The organism is Hydrogenophaga sp., assembly GCF_051858985.1.
Classification (GTDB): domain Bacteria; phylum Pseudomonadota; class Gammaproteobacteria; order Burkholderiales; family Burkholderiaceae_C; genus Hydrogenophaga.
This window is the reverse complement of record NZ_JBHYGM010000002.1, coordinates 587,324-610,269: the sequence shown is the minus strand read 5'-3', so window position 1 is coordinate 610,269 and position 22,946 is coordinate 587,324. Positions and strand designations below refer to the sequence as shown.

Genomic DNA, 22,946 nt, shown 5'->3' with positions numbered 1-22,946 from the left:
CTGATCTGGCTTGGGGCGGCCCTGCGCCGGAACGTTCTACTTGGCGGGAATCGCGCCTGCGGGCTCTTGATGGGTCGGCCTCTCCGCCGGCTTGTGCGTCTTGCGGCGCGACAGCAGCGTGTACATGGTTGGCACGACGAAGATGGTGAGCAAGGTACCCACCGACATGCCGCCCACAATCACCCAGCCGATCTGTTGACGGCTCTCCGCACCTGCGCCGCTGGCCATTGCCAGTGGCAGCGCGCCCAGCACCATGGCGCCGGTGGTCATCATGATCGGGCGCAGGCGCAGACCAGCGGCCTGCTTGACCGCTTCGAACTTCTCGATGCCCTGTTCACGCAACTGGTTGGAAAACTCCACGATGAGGATGCCGTGCTTGGTGATCAGGCCCACCAGCGTGATCAGCCCGATCTGGCTGAACACGTTCAACGTGCCTCCCGTCAGCTTGAGGGCCAGCAGGGCACCCAGCATGGACAGCGGCACCGACAGCATGATGATCAGCGGATCGATGAAGCTTTCGAACTGCGCCGAAAGCACCAGGTAGATGAACAGCAGCGAGAGCACGAACACCAGCGCCAGCGAGCCGGACGAATTGCGGAATTCGCGGCTCTGGCCGTTGAGGTCGGTGGCGTAGCCCGCAGGCAGTACCTCGGCGGCCGTCTGTTCCATGAAGGTCAAGGCTTCGCCCAGTGAATAGCTCGGTGCGATGTTGGCGGTGATGGACGCGCTGCGGCGCTGGCCGAAGTGGTTCAGCTCGCGCGGCACCACCACCTCCCGCGTGGTCACGAGCGAGCCCAGCGGAATCATGGCGTCGCCCCGGCCGCGCACGAACAGGCGGTCGATGTCTTCGGGCGTGGTCCGGTTGGCCGACACGGTCTGCACCACCACGTCGTACTGCTCGCCATCGCGCTTGTAGCGCGTGACGATGCGCCCGCCGAGCATGGTTTCCACCGTGCGCGCGATGTTGTCGACGCTGACCCCCATGTCGGCCGCGCGCTCGCGGTCCACGTCCATGCGGATCTCGGGTTTGTTCAGGCGCAGGTCGGTGTCCACCTGAACCAGTCCGGGGTTCTGCGCCATGCGGTCCTGGAACTGGCGCACCACGGTGGAGAGGTTTTCGTAGGAGTCGCTGGTGACGATGATGAAGTTCACCGGACGCTCGCGAAAACCCTGACCCAGCGACGGGGGCGTGATGGGGTAGGCGCTGATGCCCGGCAGCGCAGCCATGCCCGGCGCCATCTTGCCGGCAATCTCCATGGTGGTCCGGTCGCGCTCTTCCCAGGCCTTGCCGCGCATCACCACACTGCCCTGCGCCACCGAAGGATTGCCCACCACCGTGAAGATGCGGTCGAACTCGGGTTGTTCCATCGCCATCTTCTCGATGGCCTCGGCATACCGGCGCGTGTAGGCCAGCGTGGCGCCGTCGGGACCGTTGATGTTCGCCAGCACCACGCCGCGATCTTCCATCGGCGCGAGTTCGGAGCGCGTGGTCTGCAGCAACCACCAGCTGCCTGCGGCACTGGCCAGCATCACGGCCACCACCAGCCAGCGCACGTTGAGCGAACGGCCCAGCGTGCGGTCATAGCCGTTGTTCACCCGGGTGAGCACACGTTCCATGAAGCGGTCGAATCGGCTGGGCTTGTCGACATGGCGCAGCAGCTTGGAGCACATCATGGGCGAGAGCGTGAGCGCCACAAAGCCCGAAACCACCACCGCACCCGCGAGCGCCAGAGCGAATTCGGCAAACAGTCGGCCAGTGCGGCCGGGTGTGAAAGCCAGCGGTGCGTACACCGCTGCCAGCGTGAGCGTCATGGCGACGATGGCAAAGCCGATTTCCCGCGCACCCTTGATCGCGGCCTCGAACGGCTTCATGCCGTCTTCGATGTGCCGGTAGATGTTCTCCAGCATCACGATGGCGTCGTCCACCACGAGGCCGATGGCCAGCACCAGCGCCAGCAGCGTGAGCGTGTTGATGGAAAAGCCGAACAGCGCCATCAGCGCGAACGAGCCGATCAGGCTCACCGGGATGGTGATCAGCGGAATGACAGAGGCCCGCAGCGTGCGCAGGAAGACGAAGATCACCAACGCCACCAGCACGGCGGCTTCAGCGATGGTGGTGTAGACCGCCTTGATCGAGCGGTCGATGAAGATCGAGTTGTCGTTGGCCACCTCGATGCTGACACCGGGCGGCAATTCTTCCGTGATGCGCGGCAGCATCTCCTGCACCGCGGCCGAAAGCTCCAGCGGATTGGCGGTGGCCTGGCGGATGACGCCGAGCGAGATGGCATCGCGGCCGTTGTAGCGCACCGAAGTCCGCTCGTCCTGCGGCGCCTGCTCCACGCGGGCGACATCGCTGATGCGGATGGTCTGCCCGTTGACGGTACGAATGCCGATGGCACGGAACTGCTCCGGGGTCTGCACGTCGGTGGCGGCCGTCACGTTGAACTCGCGCAGCGAACTCTCGATGCGCCCTGCCGGCACTTCCAGGTTGGAGCGGCGCAGCGCATCCTCCACGTCCTGCACCGTCAGGCTGTACGCCGCCAAACGATCCGGATCGATCCAGATGCGCATGGAATAGCGGCGCTCGCCCCACACCCGCACGTCAGCAGCGCCCGGAGCGGTCTGCAGACGCGGTTTGATCAACCGGTTGGCCAGGTCGCTCAATTCGAGCGGCGAGATGGTGTCGGAATTGAGCGCCAGCCAGATCACAGGCGTAGCGTCGGCCTCCACTTTCGCGATGGTGGGCTCGTCCACGTCGTCCGGCAAGCGCTGGCGCACGCGGCTGACCTTGTCACGCACGTCGGCCGCCGCGGAATCGGGATCACGCTCCAGCTTGAAGCGCACGGTGATCTGGCTCTGCTCCTGGCGGCTGATCGAGGTGATGATGTCCACGCCCTCGATACCGGCCAGCGAGTCTTCCAGCACCTTGGTGATCTGCGATTCGATGACCTCGCTGGAGGCACCCGCGAAACGGGTGGTGACGGTGACCGTGGGCTCATCGATGCGCGGATACTCGCGCACGGTGAGCCCATTGAACGAAACGATGCCCACCAGCAGGATGAGCATGGACAGCACCGATGCGAAGACCGGGCGCCGAATGGAGATTTCAGGCAGTTGCAAGGGGGCTCCTGAGAGGGCTCAAGCGTTCAGGGGGCTGGCTTGCCGGCAGCGGGTGCGGATGCCGCCTGGGCCGCACGGCCCATGTCGACCACCTTGACCACGGTGCCGTCGCGCTGCAGGCGCTGCTGGCCGGCCACCACCACCGTGGCACCGGCCGCCAGGCCCTTGACGACTTCCACGTCGGAGCCCCGGCGCACACCGAGTTCAACCTCCACGCGGCGCGACGCGAGTTTTTTCGCGTCGCCCTGGCCCTGTTCTTCCACCACGTAGACGAACTGCTTGCCCGCCTGCGGCACCATCGCCTCTTCAGGCACCACCAGCGCGCCATCGTTGACCGAGAAGACGATGAGCACCCGCGCGAACATGCCGGGGCGCAAATCGACGTTCGAGGTGCGAGGCATCGCCGCGCGCACCGAGATCGACCGGCCATTTGCATCAAGCAGCGGATCCACCGCCAGCACCCTGGCCTCAAAGTTCTTGCCGGGCAACGCATCCAGCTGCACCTGCACGCCCTGCCCCGGCGCGATCCGGCTCTGGTAGCGCTCCGGCAGGCGGAAGTCCACGGTGAGCTGCGACGTGTCTTCGAGGTTGACCATGGCATCGCCCACCCCCACGTACTGCCCGAGGTTGATGCTGCGAAGGCCAAGCGTGCCGTCGAAAGGGGCGGCGATGCGCATGCGCTGCATGCGCGCCTCGGCCAGAGCCACCTGGGCTTCGGCCACCTGCAGATTGGCCTGGCTCTCTTCCACCACCCGCTGCGCCACAAAGTTCTGCGCCACCAGTTCCTGGTTGCGCTTGAGGTTGGCGCGCGCAATGGACAGCTGTGCCTGCGCCTGACTGAGTTCGGCGCGTTGCAGCGTGTCGTCAAGCTGAACCAGCACCTGGCCGCGTCGCACCTGGGCACCGTCGGCAAAGGCAATTCGCGCCACACGCCCGGCGGTCTCGGGCTTGATGGTCACGCTCTGTCGCGACTTGAGGGAGCCTACCGCCTGGGCGTCATCCTGAAGCGGCATGGTCTTGACCTGAGCCACCTCCACGCTCGGCGGTCCGCCGGCGTTGGCGCCTCGAGGCGCGGGCGCGGCTTCCGCCGCACCTTTGCCAGGCGCGCTGCCCGCGCGATTCTGGTACCACCAGCCCGCGCCGGAGGCCACACCGATGCCGGCCACGGCCACCAACACATAGAGCGCTCTGTTCGCCATCGTTGCATTCGCCTGGGGAGGGGTCAACAGCCTGCCGGCGATGTTGACAAGTCAAAGAAACGAAATGTAGCAGTGCTGAGCGAAAACGGCGCCGGGAAGTTCCGCTTCCCGGCCCTCCATCGCGCACTTATCTCACGCGGAAGTCAACCTGGAACGCCCCGGTTGGCCAGGGCATCCGCGCGCTCGTTGCCCGGATCGCCCGCGTGCCCCTTCACCCAGTGCCACTCGATCTGGTGCACGCCGCCATGGACCAGTGCATCGAGTCGCTGCCACAACTCGGCGTTCTTCACCGGCTGCCTGGCCGCTGTCATCCACCCCTTGCGCTTCCAGCCATGAATCCATTCCGTGATGCCCTTGCGCACGTACTCGCTGTCGAGGTAGAGCGACACCTGGCACGGGCGCTTGAGCGCTGCCAGCGCCTCGATCACCGCCGTGAGTTCCATGCGGTTGTTGGTCGTGTTGCGCTCACCGCCCCAGAGCTCCTTTTCAAAGCCCTCCGATTTCAGGTACACGCCCCAGCCACCGGGTCCCGGATTTCCCTTGCAGGCGCCGTCGGTGTAGATCACCACATGGTTCAAGTCAGTTCCTTTCTCTCACGATGTAAAGACTTGGTAAAGCGAGGCCGTCAATGCCGGTTGGCCACCTGCACGGGCGCTGCCGCCGTCGCCCGACGCGGTTTCCAGGCCGGGCCCAGAAGGCGCATGCCGCGCACGCGCTTGACCGCCACGACGAAATACACCGCACCAAAAATGGGCCACCAGCGCGCGCCCGCCCGATCGAGCCAGGCGCTGCGCTGCAGCCATTTTTCCGTGCGGACCGCCGGGCGGTAGCAGCCGTAGCGATCCGACTCCAGGTCAAAACTGAGCAGCCGCAGCCAGTCGCGCAAGCGCCAGGGCCCGATGAATTCGCCGGCATCGGGAAGGTAGAGGTCCGCTCCGCCTTTCGAATGAACACCCGCACGCTCCCAGAAGCGGCTGCGCCCCTGGCGAAAGCCCCACAGGCTGGCCGGGTTGAAGCCCGAGATCACCACGCGCCCTTCGGGCACCAGGACGCGCTCCACCTCGCGCAGGACATGGTGCGGATCGGCACTGAATTCCAGCGTGTGCGGCAGCACCACCAGGTCCAGGCTGGCCGGCGGAAACGGCAGCGCAGCAGCGTCGGTGACCAGGGCCACGCGCGGCTCGCCCGCGCGAGCCGGCAACTCCCCGTCCGCGTCTGAACGCAAGGGCAGCACCTCGGGCAAGGCCAGCCAGCGATGAGGCATGCGGTTGTTGCGCAGCGCATCCAGCTCCGGCAGACCGAGCTGCAAGGCGTTGTACCCAAAGAGGTCCGCCGCAGCCAGATCGAACTGGGTCTGCTCCCACTCGAGGAGGTACCGGCCCGGCGCGGTGCCGAACCACTCGGTCAACCCTATAATTTTTGCGGTCATGGTTTGTAAAGCAGGGTGCGGTCCCGGTGGGAAGTCTGCGACACTGCGGGACGCCGAAACGGCCAGACCGCACTCTACACGCCCTCACCCTCCCACCGCCCCATGCACCTCACCCCGATCCCGGCTTTCAGCGACAACTACATCTGGGCGGTTGACGATGGTGAACGGGCCCTGGTCGTGGATCCCGGCGAGTCCGACGGCGTGGCGCGGTGGCTGGCCAGCGAAGGTCTGCAGCTCGACACCATCCTGATCACCCACCACCACCCCGACCACACCGGCGGCGTGGCTGCACTGCGGGACGCGACTGGCGCACGGGTGATCGGCCCGGCGCGCGAGCGCATGCCGGAGCCTCTGCAACGCGTCGGTGCGGGCGATGAAGTGCAGGTCCTGGGCCTGCGATTCCAGGTGCTGGAGGTACCGGGGCACACCGCGGGCCACATTGCCTTCCACGCTGACGACTTCGATGGCGCACCTCTCCTCTTCTGCGGCGACACGCTGTTCTCAGGGGGCTGTGGCCGACTGTTCGAAGGCACACCCGCCCAGATGCTGGACTCGCTCACTCGCCTGGCCGCCCTGCCTGAGAACACCCGGGTCTGCTGCACGCACGAGTACACCCTGTCCAATCTGCGGTTTGCCATGGCAGTGGAGCCGCACAACGCCGAACTGGCCGCCTACCAGTTGCGCTGCCAGGCGCAGCGCGCACAGAACTTTCCCACACTGCCCAGCTCCATCGGGCTGGAAAAACGCATCAACCCTTTTCTGCGCACCGACCAGGCCGACGTGGTGCGCTCCGCACGAGCCCGATCTCCGGGCCAACCCACCGATGACGTGGCCGTGTTCGCCACGCTTCGGGAATGGAAGAACGTTTTCTGATGACCCTTTTCTCGCTCCCCGGACGCTCGCTCCCAAGGCTTTCACGCCGCTGGCTCACCATCTCGGGTCTGGCTCTGGTTCTTCTGGTCTCCGGCTGCGCCACCACCCTGCCCCCCGAACCAGCGCCCATTCCGACGGCGCCCCAGGCGTCCACAGCGCCTGCCCCCAGGAGCCTGCCCTCTTACCGCCTGCCCAGCGACATTCCCTTGAGCGCGATCGGAACCGCCGACACCAGCGTGCCGGGAGTCACCAGCCTGGACGCCCCCTCCGATCTGTGGGACCGCATCCGTCGGGGCTTTTCCATGCCCGACCTGGAAGGCGACCTGGTGCGCGACCGCGAGCAGTGGTACGCGACCCGACCCGACTACATCCAGCGCATGACCGAGCGCTCCAGCCGCTACCTGTTCCACATCGTCGAGGAAATCGAGCGTCGCAACATGCCGATGGAGCTGGCGCTGCTGCCGTTCATTGAAAGTGCCTTCAACCCGCAGGCCGTCTCCAGCGCGCGCGCTGCGGGCATGTGGCAGTTCATGCCGGCCACGGGCGAGTCGTTCGATCTGCGGCAGAACGTGTTCCGCGACGACCGGCGCGATGTGCTGGCATCCACCCGCGCGGCGCTGGACTACCTGCAGCAGCTTCACGGCCGCTTCGGCGACTGGCACCTCGCCCTGGCGGCCTACAACTGGGGCCAGGGCAACGTGAACCGCGCCATCACGCGCAACCAGCGCATGGGCATGCCCACCAGCTACACCGACCTCACCATGCCGGCCGAGACGCGGCAGTACGTGCCCAAGCTGCAGGCAGTGAAGAACATCATCGCGCGCCCCGAGGCCTACAACACCACGCTGCCGCTCATTGGCAACCATCCGTTCTTCGATACCGTCACACTCCAGCGCGACATGGACGTGGCCGTCATCGCGCGGCTGGCCGGGATCAGCGAGGCCGACTTCCGCGTGCTCAACCCATCGCTGAAGCAGCCCATGGTGATGGCCGCCGGCACACCCAACATCCTGCTGCCGTGGGACAACGCCGTGGTCTTCGAGGACGCCCTGAGCAAGCACACCGGCCCGCTGGCGAGCTGGACCGCGTGGGTCGTGCCGACCACGATGTCGGTGGCGCAAGCCGCCTCCCGGGTGGGCATGAGCGAGTCGGAACTGCGCAGCGTCAACAACATCCCGCCCCGCATGCAGGTGCGCGCGGGCTCGAGCCTGCTGGTGCCGCGCACCGGCCAGCGAAATGGCGATGTGCCCGCCCACGTCGCCGACAACGCCCGATTGAGCCTGCAGCCTGATGTGGTGCTCACGCGCACCACGGTGCGTGCCCGCAAGGGGGAAAACCTTGCCCGGCTCGCTCGTCGCTACGGCGTGAGTGCGGTGAGCGTGGCGGACTGGAACAAGCTGGCCGTGAATGCGCCGCTGAAGGCGGGCCAGCGCATCACGTTGCTGCTGCCCAAGCGCGCCACGGTCGCCAGCAGTGCCAAGAAGCCGGTCAAAAAGAGTGCCAGCGCGACCCAGCGCAAGACCACCACTGCCTCGACCCGCAAGCCCGTCAAGGCCAAGGCCGCCAGCAGCTCGAGCAAGACGCGTGTGGCAACCACCATCAAGAAATAGCGCCCTGAGCGCGGACGCTGCGGCCGCATCGGCCATGTTCAAGCGGGGCATTGTTGCGGATGCTGCAATGCCGCATGCTGGCGCAGGTGATTTCTCTCCAGCGACTTGAAGTTCAGACTTCTCCCATGCACTTTCGCATGAACATCTGGAGAATTCACATGAACCGCAAGTCCACCATCGCCGCCCTCATTGCCCTTGCAGCCACCACGGGCAGCGCCTTCGCCGGCACCACGCTCGCTGGCGACATCAGCGTCGACGACACCGCATTCACATCCACCCGCACGCGCGCTGAAGTCCAGGCAGAACTGGCTCAGTTCCGCCAGGCTGGCGTGAACCCCTGGTCCACCTCGTACAACCCCGTGCGCGACTTCCGCAGCGAGAAGACGCGTGAGCAGGTCACCGCCGAATACCAGGCTTCGCGCGAGAGCGTGGCGGCGAACACCAGCGAAGACAGTGGCGCTGCCTTTGCCGCTTCGCACAAGGGCGCCGAAGTGACGCCGCGATTCGCTGTGGGCTCCACCCCGACCGTGCGCTGATCTCAGGCCCGGAAACGGGCTTTGGCCTTGCGCGCGAAGTCGTTGGTGAACGTGCGCGCCAGATCCACGCGCTGCACCGTGCCCGCATCCTCAAACAATGCGAGCATGCGTGCCGCGGTGGCAGGCCCGGCGTCGGGCATGAGCCCGTCGACCGTCCAGGCCTCGCGCACGCGGGCAAATGCGGCCAGGTACAACGCTCGATCGCCCTGGAAGTGGCGCTCGGGCACGGCCTTGATGAGGTCCGACGGTCCCGCCGTCTGCAACCACTTCAGCGCGTGCACCATGGCATCGGCCAGGCCCTGGCTGGCACGCGGGTTCTGCGCCAGAAAATCCGCGGGCGCGCACAGGCAGCCCGAGGGCATGGGTCCGCCAAACACGTCCGCCGTGCCGCGCGTGCTGCGCGTGTCCACCACCACCCGCAGCTCGCCGTTCTGCTCGAGCTCCGTCACCGTGGGGTCGTTGTAGCTGATGGCATCGAGCTGACCGCGCCGGAACGCCTGAAGGGCCAGCACCGGTGACGGCTGAGCGACGTACTGCACTTCGCCCGGTCGAAGCCCGGCCTTGCCCAGCACCATGCTGGCCACGCGGTGCGAGGACGATCCGTCCGAGACCACGCCCACCCGTCGGCCACGCAGGTCGCTGAGGTGCCGGTAGTGGCCCATGGTCTTGAGCGACACACCCAGCACAATCTGCGGCGCTCGCCCCTGCAGCACAAAAGACTGCAGGCTTTGTCCTCTGGCCTGGAGGCTGATGGTGCTGCTGTAGGACGCCGAGAGCACCTGAGCAGTGTTGGCTTGCACGGCCTGCGCGGCCAACGAGGCGTCGGCGAACTCGCGCACTTCCACGTCGAGTCCTTCCTGGCCGAAATAGCCCAGGCGTTCCGCGATGGTCAGAGGCAGGTAGCAGAAAGACGCGCGCTCATACGCGGCGATCACGAGACGCGGCACAGCCGGACGCGGTCCACCGGCAGGTGCAGCGGAGCCAGGCGCAGTCTGGGCGTGCAGGGGCGGCAGCGCCGCAGCGACCACTCCAAGCGCACACACTCGACCCCATTGACGGCGACTCCACATGACCCTGCATTCCTCTCTTGGCACACATTTCTTGGTGAACCTTGAGCCTAGGGGCGATGGTCATCAGCCGCATCGGGACCAATCCCGAGCGGGTTTGTACGGAGCGCAATTGCAAGTTGATGTAACGAGCGCAGGCACAGCGCGCTGCCACAGGCTCAAGTGAAGAGGATCGCGATGTTCACCGCGAGCGCCGCGGTCCAGAGCAGGCTGCGCGCGGTGGCCATGTCGGCCACGTACATCGCGATGTAGAGCAAGCGCAACACGACGAACACGAAGGCCAGCACATCGATGCGGATCTGAACGCCGCCGAGCTGGTGGGCAATGATCACCGCCCCGATGAAGAACGGCAGGGCTTCGAAGCTGTTGGCCTGTGCGGCGTTGGCGCGCGCGCGCCAGTCGGTCTGGCGAGCCAGCCAGGCGCGCGGGTTGCGGTTGTCGTAGCCGCCCTCTCGCCTGGACTTGCCAAAGCTGCCCGACTTGGCAATCCAGCCGCACACCAGCGGCAGCAGGGCCGCCACCAAGACCGCCCAGTAGGCCACCGTCAATCCCGCCAGCTTCATGAAGTGCTTCTCATCGTCAATAAAAAAGCTGGGGCCGCTCAGCGCCGGTCCACCAGGGCATGGGCGATGGTGCCCAGATCCACGTACTCCAGTTCGCTGCCCACGGGTACACCCCGCGCCAGCCGCGTCACCTGCACACCGCGGCCCTTCAGCGCCTGCGCGATCACGTGCGCGGTGGTCTCGCCCTCGGCGGTGAAGTTGGTGGCCAGGATCACCTCCCGCAGATCGGATTCGCTGCCGATGCGGTCAAACAGCTTCTGCAAGCCGATGTCGCGCGGCCCCACGCCATCCAGTGGGCTGAGCTTGCCCATGAGCACGAAGTACAGGCCCTTGTAAGCGCCGGTGCGCTCCATGGCGGCCTGGTCGGCCGGCGTTTCCACCACGCACAGCTGCGTCTGGTCGCGCCGAGGGTCCCGACAGGTGGGACAGAGGTCTTCTTCGGTGAACGTATGGCAGAGCGAGCAGTGTTTGACCGAGCCGGCCGCATGCTCCAGGGCGCGCGCCAGTTGCACAGCTCCCTCACGGTCGTGCTGCAGCAGGTGAAACGCCATGCGCTGTGCCGATTTCACGCCCACGCCGGGGAGGCGCCGGAGCGACTGGATCAGCAGTTCCAGCGAATGGTTGTCGGCCATGCAGCGCCTGAAGGGGTGCGTCTTCCGGTCTTCAGAAAGGGAACTTCATGCCGGGCGGCAGGCCAGGCATGCCGGCGGTGAGCTTGCCCATCTTCTCGGCCGAAGTTTCTTCAGCCTTGCGCACGGCGGCGTTGAAGGCGGCAGCCACCAGGTCTTCCAGCATGTCCTTGTCATCGGCCAGCAGGCTCGGGTCGATGGTCACGCGCTTGACGTCGTGCTTGCAGGTCATGAGCACCGTCACCAGGCCGGCACCCGATTCGCCCGTCACCTCGATGTGGGCCAGTTCGTCCTGCGCCTTCTTAAGGTTGTCCTGCATCGCCTGCGCCTGCTTCATGAGGCCGGCTAGTTGTCCTTTGTTGAACATGGTGTTCCTTGTGTCTGGATGAAAGAATGGGAGCCGGTCAGGCGCTGGTGGCCTTGAGCGAACCTGGCACGATTTTGCCGCCAAAGTCCCGCATCATGGATTGCACGAAGGGGTCGCCCAGAATCACCGCTTCGGCCTGCTGCTGGCGCTGCTGCGCAGCGAAGGCCAGGCGGCGCGCTGGCGAGTCGGTCACGCTGCCGATCTCCACCACCAGGCGCACCTCGTGCCCCAGCGTCTGCAGTGCAGCGGCAAGCCGATCGCGCGCATTGCCCTGGTTGAGCGAACCCCGATCCACGCGCAGCATCCACTGGCCCGCATCGCGTGCCACCAGTTGCGACTGCAGGCCCAGCTCGCGTACTAGCGCGGTGATGACCTCTGCACGGGCCAGTTGCATCACGGTTTCGAACCAGAAGTCGCCCTCTTCGCTGGTCGCATGGACAACCTGAGGATCGGGCGCGCGCAGCTGCGGCTGGTCAAGCCGGCCGGGCTCGCCCGCATCTCGCACGGGAATGGCCAGCACGCGGCTGGGCGCCGGCTCAGCCTCTTCCCATGGAAGGCCGTCGTCCTCGGGCCAGGGCGCTTCATCGGTTTCTTCCACCGGCGCGCGGGCTTCGGGCTTCGCTGGCACGGGGAGCGGTGCAGCCACAGGCGCCTGGGCAGGCACGGGCGGCTGAGCAGCACGCGGTGGTGGCGGTGGCGGCGCTTGCACAGCCGCCTGGGCGGGCGCCACGCGCACCGGCACCGGCACCGGCACCGGCACCGGCACCGGCACCGGCTCAGTGGTTTTCAGTGTTTTTTTTTCCGTCGCGCCCGCGGGCTTGAACGCGAGCAGGCGCAGCAGCACCATGGTGAGCGCAGCGTATTCGTCGGGCGCCAGGCCGAGTTCGCCACGCCCATGGAGGCACAGGCTGTAGAGAAGTTGCGTCTCGTCCGCCGGCAGCGCCTGCGCCAGTTGCGCGATCTGCGCTTCATCGGGGTCGTCCTGACCTTCGCTCTGCGCGTGACCCGGCACCGCCTGAAGCACCGCCATGCGTTGCAGCACGCCAGTCATTTCCTCCAGCGTGGAGGCTGCGCTCAAGCCGTTGAGGCGCAGGGAATCGACCGTCTCCACCACCTGCGCACCGTCGGCGCGCGAAAGCGCGTCGACCAGCCGCAGGACATACGAACGATCCACCGCGCCCAGCATCTGGCGCACCGTGGCTTCCTGCAACTGGCCGCCGCCGAAGGCGATGGCCTGGTCGGTGAGCGAAAGCGCGTCGCGCATCGAGCCGCGCGCGGCGCGCGAGATGAGCCGCAGCGACTGCACATCGGCGCTCACCTGCTCGGCTTGCAACACCTGCTGAAGGTGCTCCAGCACGGTCTCGGGCGCCATCGGTCGCAGGTTGAACTGAAGGCAGCGCGAGAGCACGGTCACCGGCACCTTCTGCGGGTCGGTCGTGGCCAGCACGAACTTCAGGTATTCAGGGGGTTCCTCCAGCGTCTTCAACATGGCGTTGAACGCCGTGTTGGTCAGCATGTGGACCTCGTCAATCATGAACACCTTGAACCGGCCCTGCACTGGCTTGTAGACCGCCTGCTCCAGCAGCGCCTGCACCTCGTCCACACCCCGGTTGGAAGCGGCATCGAGTTCGGTGTAGTCCACGAAGCGGCCGCTGTCGATATCGGTACACGCCTGGCACACGCCACAAGGTTCAGCGGTGATGCCGCCCTGACCGTCGGCGCTCAGGCAGTTGAGCGACTTCGCCAGAATGCGCGAGACCGTGGTCTTGCCCACGCCGCGCGTTCCGGTGAACAGGTAGGCGTGGTGCAGGCGCTGGGTGGTGAGTGCGTTGGAGAGGGCTTGGACCACGTGCGCCTGGCCCACCATTTCGGCAAAGGTCTTGGGGCGGTACTTGCGGGCGAGCACGAGGTAGGACATTCCACGCATTCTACGGGCGGCCCCTCGGCAGTCCGGCCCGCCGATCCCGGATAATCTGGGCCATGTCTTCCCCCACCTCCACCGCTGCCACCGACACGCTGAGCTACGAACAAGCCGGCGTCAACTACGACCTGATCGACCCCCTGAAAGTGGCCGCGCAACGCGCCGCCGCCGCCACGGGCGCCCACCTGGGCGCCCACGGTTTCAGCGAAATCGCTGCCTCGCGCGGGGAGTCGGCCTACGTGGTCGATGTGGGTCCGTTCTACCTGGCCAGCATCGTCGAGTGCCTGGGCAGCAAGGCACTGGTGGCCGATGAAATGGCGCGCCTGACCGGCAAGAGTTACTACGAAGGCATCGCGCAGGACACCATCGCCATGGCCATCAACGACCTCATCACCGTCGGCGCCACGCCGCTCGTGGTGCAGGCCTACTGGGCTGCGGGCGGAAGCGAATGGTTTGGCGACGCTGCTCGCGCCCAGGCCCTGGTGGCGGGCTGGAAAAAGGCCTGCGACATCTGCGGCGTGGCCTGGGGCGGCGGCGAGACGCCCGCACTGGCCGGCATCGTAGAAGCCGGCCGCATCGATCTGGCGGCCTCGTGCACCGGACTCATCAACCCCAAGGAACGCCTCTCGGTGGGCGACCGACTTGGCGCGGGTGACGCCATCGTGTTGCTGGCCTCCAGCGGCATCCACGCCAACGGGCTCAGCCTGGCGCGCAAGCTGGCCGAGCGACTGCCCCAGGGCTACCTGACGGAGGTCACGCCGGGCCTGAGCTTCGGCGAAGCCCTGCTCGCTCCCACGGTGCTCTATTCACCAGTCACCGAAGCGCTCTACCGCGCGGGCATCACGCCGCACTACTGCGCCAACATCACCGGCCACGGCTGGCGCAAGCTGCTGCGCCACCCCGCCGAACTCACCTACCGCATCACGCAGGTGCCCGAAGTGACGCCGGTGCTCAAGTTCATCCAGCAGCATGCGAAGCAGGACGACCGAGAGGCCTACAGCACGCTCAACATGGGCGCCGGCTTTGCCATCTTCGTGCCAGCAGATCAGGCTGGGCGCACGGTGGAAGTGGCCAGGGCGCAAGGCATTCAAGCGATCGTGGCCGGCCAGGTGGAAGCGGGGCCCAAGCAACTTGTCATCGAGCCGCTTTCCATCACCTTCGGCAACGAAGACTTGCAACTGCGCTGAGCACATCGAAACGGCCCGTCGCCTACAATAGCCCTCGACGGGCCTTCCCGCATGGTGAAGCGGCCAACCGGGTCAGGTGGGGAACCAAGCAGCCCTAACTGTGAATCCAGTGCCGGGGTCAAGGCTCGTCACCCTCCTCTCTCAGATGGCTCATCGCGCAGCGTCGTGTTGGTTCGATGCGTCGTGCAGTCAGCCCTTCGACCATTGACCACTCATGGCCTGCTTCATGACCCGATGCCTCACCACCCTCGCCCTCGTTGGCGCTCTCGTCCTGAGCGGCTGTGCCGCCACCGTCAGCAAGCCCACCGCCAGCGCTGGTGCGCAGGCCAGCGGCCCTTCCATCGCCTCGCCTTCTGTGCCCACCACGCGCGTGGTGTTGCTGATTCAGGGCGCACCGGCGATCCAGGCGTCCAAGGACTGGAACACTTTTCGCGCGGAATGGCGCACCGCCTTCGAAGCATCGGCCGCATCGGCGGGACTTGCGTTCGCCTACTACGAAGCCGAGCCGCCAGCGCAGCCCAGGGGAACGACGCTGGTGCGGATCAGTGTGAAGGACTACCGGTACCTCACCTCCGGCGCCCGATATGGCTTCGGCATCATGACCGGGAACGCCTTCATTGATGCATCGGCCGAATTCGTCGAACTACCGATGAAACGCCGCCTGGGCACCGGGCAATACGCCACCAGTTCCACCGCGTGGCAGGGCATCTTTTCAGCGATGACCGACAAGCAGGTGGCAGCACTCTCCAACGAGATCGTGCAGGACATTCGACGCAAGTGATGCCGAACATGTCCGCGCGCGATCCGTCGGCCATCGCCAGCTGGCATGCCCATGTGTACTTCGGTGCGGACACGCGGGACGCGGCCTGGACCCTGCGTGAGCTCGTCACCCACGAACTCGGTGCGCGCGTTCAGGTCGGACGTTTCCATGAAAAGCCAGTGGGACCGCACCCTGCGTGGACGTTCCAGGTGGCGTTTGACCCTGCCGAGTTTGCCTACGTCACCGGCTGGCTGGTGCTCAACCATGGTGCTCTGGATGTGCTCATCCACCCCAACACCGGCGATGAACTCGGCGATCACCGCGATGGCGCACTCTGGCTGGGCAAGTCCTATTCGCTGATTCTGGAAGCCCTGTCGGGCTGACTTCCGGCGCGCAGGTGGGCCACGACGCCGTCTCCCACCCGGACGCCACTGGCCAGGCAGGCGGTGAGCAGATAGCCGCCGGTGGGTGCCTCCCAGTCCAGCATCTCGCCCGCGCAGAACAGCCCGGGCCGCGTTCGCACCATCAGGCCATCATCCAGCGCGCTCCACGCCACGCCGCCTGCGCTGCTGATGGCTTCGTCCACCGGTCGTGGACGCGCCAATGTGATCGGCAAGGCCTTGAGCAACACCGCCAGTCGCGCAGGATCGTGCAGCGTTTCCTTGTCCACCCGTTCGTTCACGATGGCCATCTTGATGCCGTCCAGACCCAGCCGGCTCTTGAGGTGGCTGGAGAGGCTGCGAGACCCGCGCGGATGCGACACCTGGGCCAGCACCTGATCGGCGCTGCGGTCGGGCAGCAGATCGAGTTCTAAAGTGGCACGCCCCGAGCGCTCGATCTCGTCGCGCAACAGGCCGGACGCGGCGTAGATCAGGCTGCCTTCGACACCGGTGGCGGTGGCCACGAATTCCCCTTTGCGCTCAAACACCTGGCCTGATGCGTCGATGGCGCGGATGACGACGGACTTGAAGGGTTGGCCTGCGAAACGGTCCGCAAAGAAGGTGGACCACCCGTCGATCACATCGAACCCGCAGTTGCTGGGCCGCAGGGGCGCCACCGCAATGCCGGCCGCCTGCAGCCACGGTACCCAGGCCCCATCGGAGCCCAGGCGCGCCCAGCTCATGCCCCCGAGCGCCAGCACCGTGGCCCTGGCGTTCACGCGCAGGCGAGCCGTTGGCGTGTCGAAGAGCAGCCCACCGTCTTCGTGCCATCCGCACCAGCGGTGGCGCATGTGGAAGCTCACGGGCACACCGTTGCCGCCTGGGTGGCGCAGCCGCTGCAGCCAGGCCCGCAGCAGGGGTGCGGCCTTCATGTCGGTGGGGAACACGCGCTGCGAGCTGCCCACGAAGGTGTCGATGCCCAGACCCGCGGCCCAGTGGCGAACTTGCTGCGGCCCGAAACTTTCGAGCAGGGGGCGCATTCGATCGGACTGCGCGCCGTATCGGCCCACAAACGCAGGCAAGGGTTCCGCATGCGTGAGGTTCATGCCGCCCTTGCCAGCCAGCAGAAACTTGCGGCCGACCGAGGGCATGCCGTCGAACACATGCACACCCAGGCCGGCGCGGGACGTCACCTCGGCCGCCATGAGGCCTGCCGGCCCTCCGCCGATGACAGCAACGTCGATGCGCGTGTCGGTGTTCACGACGGTTCCTTTTCGGGCGGCAGTTCGATGAGCCGGCCCTGCGCGTTGATGAACGCGAGCCGGACCGGCTCACCTGGCCGGGCTGCGGCCATGGCCGCTCGGTAGCGCTGCATCTGCGCGAGCAGTTCGGGCTGGCGCTCGGGATGGGCTGCGCTCTTGTAGTCCAGCACCCACCACTCGCCGCTGTCGCGTCGGCGCACCAGTCGGTCCAGCCGCCACAGCGCGCCCTGGTGGAACAGTTCGACTTCATTGCCCCACTGGACGAGCTGGTCGGCGTCCCAAGCCCAGGCCGCCTCCCCCGAAACGATGCGCCTGGCCATCGCCAGGGCCTCGCGTGCCTGTGCGGCATCGAGCTCGAACTCTCGCGCCACCGCCTGAGTGTGATCGGCGTGCCAGTCGAACTGGGCGGCGGGCGTGGGCCGCCACTGCAGCAGGCGGTGCAGCGCGAGGCCGAAACGGCTGGCGGTGTCGTCCACGGGTACGCCGGGAGGCGCCGGCGCCTGGGACGGCATCGCCGTCAGTCGGGGCAGGCTCAACAAGGCTGCAGGTTCAGCGTGAGCCTCCGTGCCGATGCGGGGTGTCACGGGCCCGACCACCGATTCGGCTCTCGCGAGGGGCGCCAGCCGCTGGAACCAGGTCAGCGCAGGGCCGCGTTGATGCGGCTCGAAACTGGACACCACCAGCCGCGACTCCGCTCGCGTGATCGCCACGTACAACGCGTTGAGCTCTTCCAGCGAACGCGCCTGCTGCTCGATGGCCAGGGCATCGGCCGCACACGCGGGCGGATTTTTCTCGCTCGCCAGAAACACGAAGCGGCGTGGCGCGGCGTTTTCACCTGGCCAGTCCACCAGCACGCCCATGCTTTCAGGGCGCGAACCGCCGGTGTCGGTGTCAAGCAGCAGCACGGTGTGCGCCTCCAGCCCCTTGGCGCCATGGATGGTGAGCAGGCGCACAGCGCCGGGTGTGTGCACCGGCGTCGCGCGGATGCCGCCTGCCTTGAGGGCGCGCACCAGCCGGTACGGTGTGAGGAACCGCCCGCCCTCATGGGCAAGCGACTGGGCGAGCAGGTCGCGCAACTGCGCGAGCACCGCAGGTCGCTGCGAACCCGGCACGCTCTGTGCAAAACGCGCGAGCACGTCGCCGTGGTCGTAGATGGCGGAAAGCGCGTCGTGTGGCGGCAGTTCATGCACCCACTGGTGGTAGCGCGCAAGGCGCTGCCCAGCATCATGCAGGCGCGCGGCCTGGTGGTCGTCCTGTGCCAGTCCATGCTGCTCAGGCAGCGGGAGACCGGCGAAACGTTGCAGCACATGCCACCACGATGGCCTGGCCCCCGTTTCGCCCTCGGCGTTGCGCGGCGGCGTCCACTGCAACCGCAGACGGGCGAGCTGCGCCAGGTCGTCGTCACTGCAAAGGAACAAGGGCGATTTCAACGCGCGCGCCAGGCTCAGATCGTGAGCCGCCGACACCAGCACATCCAGCAGCGCCACGACGTCCTGCACCGCCGGTGCGTCGCCCAGTTCAAGTTTCTCCGGCTGTTCGCTGGAGATGCCTCGCTCGCGAAGGGCCTCGAACATCCAGGCCAGTCGCTCGCGGCGGCGCGACAGCACCATGATGTGGTCGGGCGCTGCACTTCCCGAAGCGATCTCGGCGGCCACCCAGTCGGCCGCCTGGCGAGCTTCGAGTGCGGACATCGTGTCGTCAGGCAGCACGCGTGGTGTGACCAGGCTGTCGCGCCATTCGCCCACGTCACCATCGGTCTCGTCGCGTTCGCGTTGGCTGCGCGACAACTGCGGCAGGCAGAGCACCGAGCCTTCGCGTTCGCTCTCGGTGGTGTGCACACGAAAATCGCTGCCGTATTCACCCGCATCGACGGCGGCCATCATGGCCTGGTTGAGCACGTCCACCACGGCAGGGGCACACCGACGCGTGTGGTCGCAACTGAGCAGTGCGCCCGCCAGCCCCTGCACCACAAATGCCTGCGCGGCCTTGAACACCTGGGGCTCGGCGCGACGGAAACGGTAGATGGATTGCTTGGGGTCGCCCACCAGGAACACGCAGGGCGCCTCGCCCGAGCCGGCACCCGCGTACGCGGAGAGCCAGCCATACAGGGTCTGCCACTGCAAGGGGTTGGTGTCCTGGAATTCGTCGATCAGCACATGGCGCACGCGTGCGTCCAGCCTCTGCTGCAGCCAGCCGGAGAGTTCGGCGTCGCCCAGCAGGCGCTGCGCCGCTCCTTCCACATCGTTCATGTCGACCCAGCCCCGTTCGCGCTTGAGCTCGGCAAAAGTGGCCAGCAGCACACGCGTCAGGCGCGCCATGCGCTGATGGTGTTCCCAGGCGTCGTGCTGCCGCTTGGCCTGGCACAGTTCCACCAGTTCGGCTTCTGCAGCCTGCGCCGCTTCGAACTTGAGCAGATGGCGGGTCAGGCGGTCTTCGTCCGCCACCAGAAAAGCCTTGCGCAGCATCGCCAGCCGCAGGGGCATCTGGCTGCCCTCATCGGGAAGTTCGAAAGCCCGCACGACCTCCGCTGCACTGGCCTGCGGCGTCTTGTTGGCCTCCCCACCAAGAACCTTGGCCCGGCCCAGCCAGCGCGCACGGGCATCGGGCTGCAACAGGGCCAGTTCGGGACGCTCCAGGCCGGCAAATGCCGGATGGCGCACGGTGAACAGGTGGACCGACGAAGCCACCACGCCCGCTGCGTCGGCCAGCGCGAACTCCACCCGCTTCTGCAGGGCTCTCCTCAAGGCGTTGGCGGTCTGTGCGCGCCCGTGCTGCGCCACGCTGTCCATGAAGTCCTGCCGGTCCGGCGGGCTGGACTCCAGGGCCGCATAGAAGCGCGGCCACACCTGCGCCATCGCTTTCTCGTCGTCCTCCAGCAGCTCGTACTGCACCGGCAGTTGCAGTTCCTGCAGAACGCTCAGCGGCGCACCGCGCAGCAAGGCGGCAAACCAGCCGTGGAATGTGCGCACCTGAACGGGACGCCCCTGCGCGGAGACACGCGCGTACAGGCCGCGGGCTTCGCCAGCGCGCCGCAGCGCATCGCCCTCGTCCAGGCCGCGCGCACTCAGTTCGGCGATGAGTTCCTCGTCGGTCAATTGTGTCCAGCGACGAAGTTCGGCATCGAGACGATCGCGCATTTCGCCAGCGGCCTTGCGGGTGAAAGTGATGGCCAGGATGTCCTGCGCCGCGCAGCCGTCGAGCAGTGCGCGCAGGATGCGTGAGACCAGCATCCAGGTCTTGCCGGCGCCCGCGCAGGCCTCCACTGCCACGCTGCGCGCGGGGTCACAGGCCAGCGCGTAGAACGCTGCACGGCTGGCGTGCGTGCCGTTGATGCGGTAGGCAGCCGCCTTCATACGCTCGCCCAGAAATCCTTGCGGCACAGACCGCGCGCCGCGCAGTGCTCGCACACCCGGCCCTCCCCAAGGGCGGGCATCGCAGCGCCAGCCGCCACACGCGCCAGGTCCTGCACCAGGCCCTCGCGCAGGCGTTCGCGGGCCATCAGCACCTCGGGTTGTTCAATCAGCCGGGTGGGAGCGTCGCGATTGGTGTCGCCACGCTTGTCGGTGATGCTCAGGTAGGCCGCGCGCAGGTTCTCGTCGGGCAGCAACGCGGCATAGAACGCGAGCTGGGTGTCTTCCAGCGGCTGCTTCACCCGGGCTTGCGTCTTGTCGCGTGCTTCGGTCTTGTAGTCGATCACGAACGGAATCGGTCCTTCAGGGCTGTCCTGGTGATCGATCCGGTCCAGCTTGCCGAGCAGGGCCCAAGGCCCGGCGCTGGCCCTGAGTTCGGCCTCGGCCTCGACAAATCGGGGTCCCGGGCGGTCGCCGCTGGCTTCGAACTCGCCCAGCCAGTCGAGGTAGCCCTCGCGCATGGCCGGCCACACGGCCTGGTACGGCAGGAAACCCGCACCGCCTTCACCCGTGTTCAGTCCCATCCGGGCAGCAGTTTCATCTGCCAGGCGGTCCAGCATGGCGCGATCCGCAGGGCGTCCGGGCCGCGCATCACGCCGCTCTTCATGAAACGCTCGCAACACGGCATGCAGCCAGTTGCCCATGTCGCGCTGATCGGGCTCCACGTCCAGCTCGGGCGCTTCGACCAGACGCAGCTGCCGCATGGCAAAGAAGCGGTAGGGACAGTCGCGCAGGTCCTGGTACGCGCTGGCTGAGAGCGACTCTGGCAGCACGTCGCGCGCCGACGGGCCGGGACGGGGTGGCACGCGCGCCACCAGGGGGCGCACGTCGCGAGGATCGGCAGCAAACGGTGCTTGCAACGCCTGCACCCATGCACTGGGAAGCACCGCCTCGCCCCGCTCCTGCGTGCGCCACAACAGGTCCAGCTCGGGCAACGCCAGCGTGGCCTGCCACGCGGCGAGCGCCACCTGCGAAAGGGTTTCCCGCGAAGGAAGGCCCAGCAAGTCCCGCTGCGGTGCGGTCCAGTTGCCGGGTGGCTCGGGGCTGGGACTGAGGTGCGTTTCATCGCACCCGGGCACCACCGTGGCCGAAAAGGCACGGCCCAGCAATTGCGCCATGGGCAGAACCACCACGGCAGATTCGCCTTCGCTGCGGGGCGTGAAGCTGGCGCCTTCGAGCACCTCCCGCACCCATGCGGTGAATGCGGAGAGCGACAACCTCGCACCGCCCCGGGTACGTGCCGCGGGGGCGTCAAACGCTTCTGTCAGCGCTGCAAGCTCGCTTGCTGCGCCTTCGCCCAAGCGCAGGACACGCAAGATCTGCTGGCCAGCGGCGTCCGCTTCGAATCGTTGCCACTGTCCCACCTGGCGAAGGCCGCTGGCCACATCCACCAGCCAGCCTGACAAGGGGCGAGGGGCTTGCAGGCGCTCGAGCAGGGGTGCCAGATCGTCGGGCAGGGTGGGTGCCATGCGCAGGCTGCCCAATGCACCCCTCCAGCGTGAGATGCCGAGCTCGCGCGCACGCTGCTCAAGGGACTGCACGGCGGCATCGGGCCAGTGACCGGCCTGCTTGAGGCAATCCAGCACGTCGTCCATGGAAGCCCGTGCATCGGCGGCACGCAAAAGACTCATGAGGACGGCGGCGGCGTGTGTGGTGGAGAGTTTCCAGCCGGTTTCGTCGCGCACGGCCAGACCGGCTCCATGCAACATCGCACTCACACGGCGCGTCAGCAGCCGGTCGTTGGCCACCAGCGCCACGGGCATGCGACCGGCGTTGACCTGTGCGATCACGCAGGCCGCTGCGCGTTGCGCTTCGTCCTCGGCGTCGCCGCAAACATGCAACCGCGCGGTGGCCGACAACGCGGTGGGCCCTTCGAAAGGCAACGCCAGCGCGCGCGCACCCCAATGTGAAGCCAGCGCTTCAGCCAGGGGATCCTGTTGAAAGCCACGCAGCACCACCAGCAGTTCGGCCTCGACCCCAGGCCGACATGCATCTCCCCACAGCACGTCGGTCGGGTACGAGGACGTGCTGGCCCACGTGAGCGCCAGCGAGGAGAGCAAGCCCTCCCACTGCAGTGCCTGGAGGCCGGGCGTCACCTCCTGCCGCAGGTTTTCGGCCCATGAGAGGCGCCCCGAAGGTGGAACAGCCGCGGCCAGCGGCGCCAACTGCCGGGCGGACTCCACCAGGCGCGAGACCATCGCGGCTCTCAGTGCCGCATCGCCGCGCACCGGCGCCACCCGCTCGATGAACGCGGCCGCCACCAGGCTGTCGCGCGCCATGTCCATGCCCAGGTCGGCAGGGCCCGGCGCGAACGGCTGCAGCGTGGCCGCCCAGTTGCGACTCGACTCGAACCGTGGAGCGAAACCGCTCGGATGGACCGAAGCCCAGGCGCGCCGACCTGCCTCCATGAGTTGCGCATAAGGCACCATGACCACCGTTCGGTTCGCCTCCACGCCGCGTTCAAGCAGCGCCGCGTCGATGTGCTGGACCAGGCGCGACCAGCCCCGCGCAACGGGATGCGCGCCCCCTGGCGGCGGGTCTTCCCGGGATGGGCTTGCTGGCGTCATGAAATAGGGGTTTCTGTCACAATGGTGCGGATCGTGCGCGCAGGGGGTGCTCCGTCACCGTTTTCC

At 67.1% G+C, this 22,946-nt stretch carries 18 protein-coding genes and 1 other RNA gene; 7 read left to right on the top strand and 12 right to left on the bottom strand.

Annotated features, from left to right (window positions below; genetic code table 11):
* Nucleotides 1-36: 36 nt before the first annotated feature.
* The 4 genes from ACTIEY_RS09340 to ACTIEY_RS09325 all read right to left on the bottom strand — a co-directional run bounded on the left by ACTIEY_RS09340 (nt 37) and on the right by ACTIEY_RS09325 (nt 5,748).
* Complete coding sequence (locus ACTIEY_RS09340) at nt 37-3,120, bottom strand: efflux RND transporter permease subunit (protein ID WP_439518830.1); 3,084 nt, start codon at nt 3,118-3,120, stop codon at nt 37-39.
* A gap of 26 nt (nt 3,121-3,146) precedes the next feature.
* The gene (locus ACTIEY_RS09335; RefSeq protein ID WP_439518829.1) at nt 3,147-4,319 is read right to left on the bottom strand and encodes an efflux RND transporter periplasmic adaptor subunit; all 1,173 of its coding nucleotides are present in this window, start codon (nt 4,317-4,319) and stop codon (nt 3,147-3,149) included.
* Nucleotides 4,320-4,462: 143 nt separating this feature from the next.
* Complete coding sequence (rnhA, locus tag ACTIEY_RS09330) at nt 4,463-4,897, bottom strand: ribonuclease HI (protein ID WP_439518828.1); 435 nt, start codon at nt 4,895-4,897, stop codon at nt 4,463-4,465.
* Nucleotides 4,898-4,944: 47 nt separating this feature from the next.
* Entirely contained in the window at nt 4,945-5,748 is an 804-nt protein-coding gene (locus ACTIEY_RS09325) for a class I SAM-dependent methyltransferase (RefSeq protein ID WP_439518827.1), read from the bottom strand.
* Nucleotides 5,749-5,850: 102 nt separating this feature from the next.
* On the opposite strand from ACTIEY_RS09325, the gene gloB reads away from it, so the two are divergent.
* The 3 genes from gloB (at nt 5,851) to ACTIEY_RS09310 (ending at nt 8,767) form a co-directional block, all read left to right on the top strand.
* Nucleotides 5,851-6,621, top strand: a complete 771-nt coding sequence (gloB, locus tag ACTIEY_RS09320; protein ID WP_439518826.1) for a hydroxyacylglutathione hydrolase — start codon at nt 5,851-5,853, stop codon at nt 6,619-6,621.
* Nucleotides 6,621-8,231 (top strand): transglycosylase SLT domain-containing protein, encoded by a 1,611-nt coding sequence (locus ACTIEY_RS09315; protein ID WP_439518825.1) that lies wholly within the window; start codon nt 6,621-6,623, stop codon nt 8,229-8,231. The genes gloB and ACTIEY_RS09315 overlap by 1 nt, the downstream gene beginning before the upstream one ends.
* 158 nt (nt 8,232-8,389) lie before the next feature.
* Nucleotides 8,390-8,767, top strand: a complete 378-nt coding sequence (locus tag ACTIEY_RS09310; protein ID WP_439518824.1) for a DUF4148 domain-containing protein — start codon at nt 8,390-8,392, stop codon at nt 8,765-8,767.
* A 2-nt stretch (nt 8,768-8,769) separates the two neighbouring features.
* On the opposite strand, the gene ACTIEY_RS09305 is transcribed toward ACTIEY_RS09310, so the two are convergent.
* The 5 genes from ACTIEY_RS09305 to dnaX form a co-directional block, all read right to left on the bottom strand.
* On the bottom strand, nt 8,770-9,714 hold the full coding sequence (locus ACTIEY_RS09305; protein WP_439518823.1) for an ABC transporter substrate-binding protein: 945 nt from the start codon (nt 9,712-9,714) through the stop codon (nt 8,770-8,772).
* 278 nt (nt 9,715-9,992) lie between these two features.
* Nucleotides 9,993-10,397, bottom strand: coding sequence for an MAPEG family protein (locus ACTIEY_RS09300; protein ID WP_439518822.1), 405 nt, complete (start codon nt 10,395-10,397; stop codon nt 9,993-9,995).
* A 38-nt stretch (nt 10,398-10,435) separates the two neighbouring features.
* Nucleotides 10,436-11,029 (bottom strand): recombination mediator RecR, encoded by a 594-nt coding sequence (recR, locus tag ACTIEY_RS09295; protein ID WP_439518821.1) that lies wholly within the window; start codon nt 11,027-11,029, stop codon nt 10,436-10,438.
* 31 nt (nt 11,030-11,060) lie between these two features.
* Complete coding sequence (locus tag ACTIEY_RS09290) at nt 11,061-11,393, bottom strand: YbaB/EbfC family nucleoid-associated protein (RefSeq protein ID WP_439518820.1); 333 nt, start codon at nt 11,391-11,393, stop codon at nt 11,061-11,063.
* Nucleotides 11,394-11,430: 37 nt separating this feature from the next.
* Nucleotides 11,431-13,311 (bottom strand): DNA polymerase III subunit gamma/tau, encoded by a 1,881-nt coding sequence (gene dnaX / locus ACTIEY_RS09285; RefSeq protein WP_439518819.1) that lies wholly within the window; start codon nt 13,309-13,311, stop codon nt 11,431-11,433.
* A 62-nt stretch (nt 13,312-13,373) separates the two neighbouring features.
* On the opposite strand from dnaX, the gene ACTIEY_RS09280 reads away from it, so the two are divergent.
* From ACTIEY_RS09280 to ACTIEY_RS09265, 4 genes are all read left to right on the top strand, one after another.
* The gene (locus ACTIEY_RS09280) at nt 13,374-14,501 is read left to right on the top strand and encodes an AIR synthase related protein (RefSeq protein ID WP_439518818.1); all 1,128 of its coding nucleotides are present in this window, start codon (nt 13,374-13,376) and stop codon (nt 14,499-14,501) included.
* A 36-nt stretch (nt 14,502-14,537) separates the two neighbouring features.
* Nucleotides 14,538-14,634, top strand: an RNA gene (gene ffs / locus ACTIEY_RS09275) — signal recognition particle sRNA small type.
* 93 nt (nt 14,635-14,727) lie between these two features.
* Nucleotides 14,728-15,282, top strand: coding sequence for a hypothetical protein (locus tag ACTIEY_RS09270; RefSeq protein WP_439518817.1), 555 nt, complete (start codon nt 14,728-14,730; stop codon nt 15,280-15,282).
* Between the two features lie 8 nt (nt 15,283-15,290).
* Nucleotides 15,291-15,644 (top strand): DOPA 4,5-dioxygenase family protein, encoded by a 354-nt coding sequence (locus tag ACTIEY_RS09265; RefSeq protein WP_439519433.1) that lies wholly within the window; start codon nt 15,291-15,293, stop codon nt 15,642-15,644.
* Here the strand turns inward: ACTIEY_RS09265 and ACTIEY_RS09260 are convergent.
* From ACTIEY_RS09260 to ACTIEY_RS09250, 3 genes are read right to left on the bottom strand one after another with little or no spacing between them, the layout of a single operon-like run.
* A complete protein-coding gene (locus ACTIEY_RS09260) occupies nt 15,611-16,903 on the bottom strand; it encodes a TIGR03862 family flavoprotein (RefSeq protein WP_439518816.1) in 1,293 nt (430 codons plus the stop codon). The genes ACTIEY_RS09265 and ACTIEY_RS09260 overlap by 34 nt on opposite strands.
* Nucleotides 16,900-20,256, bottom strand: coding sequence for a UvrD-helicase domain-containing protein (locus ACTIEY_RS09255; protein WP_439518815.1), 3,357 nt, complete (start codon nt 20,254-20,256; stop codon nt 16,900-16,902). Before ACTIEY_RS09255 ends, ACTIEY_RS09260 begins: the two co-directional genes overlap by 4 nt.
* Nucleotides 20,253-22,880, bottom strand: a complete 2,628-nt coding sequence (locus tag ACTIEY_RS09250; protein ID WP_439518814.1) for a PD-(D/E)XK nuclease family protein — start codon at nt 22,878-22,880, stop codon at nt 20,253-20,255. Before ACTIEY_RS09250 ends, ACTIEY_RS09255 begins: the two co-directional genes overlap by 4 nt.
* Between the last annotated feature and the right edge of the window lie 66 nt (nt 22,881-22,946).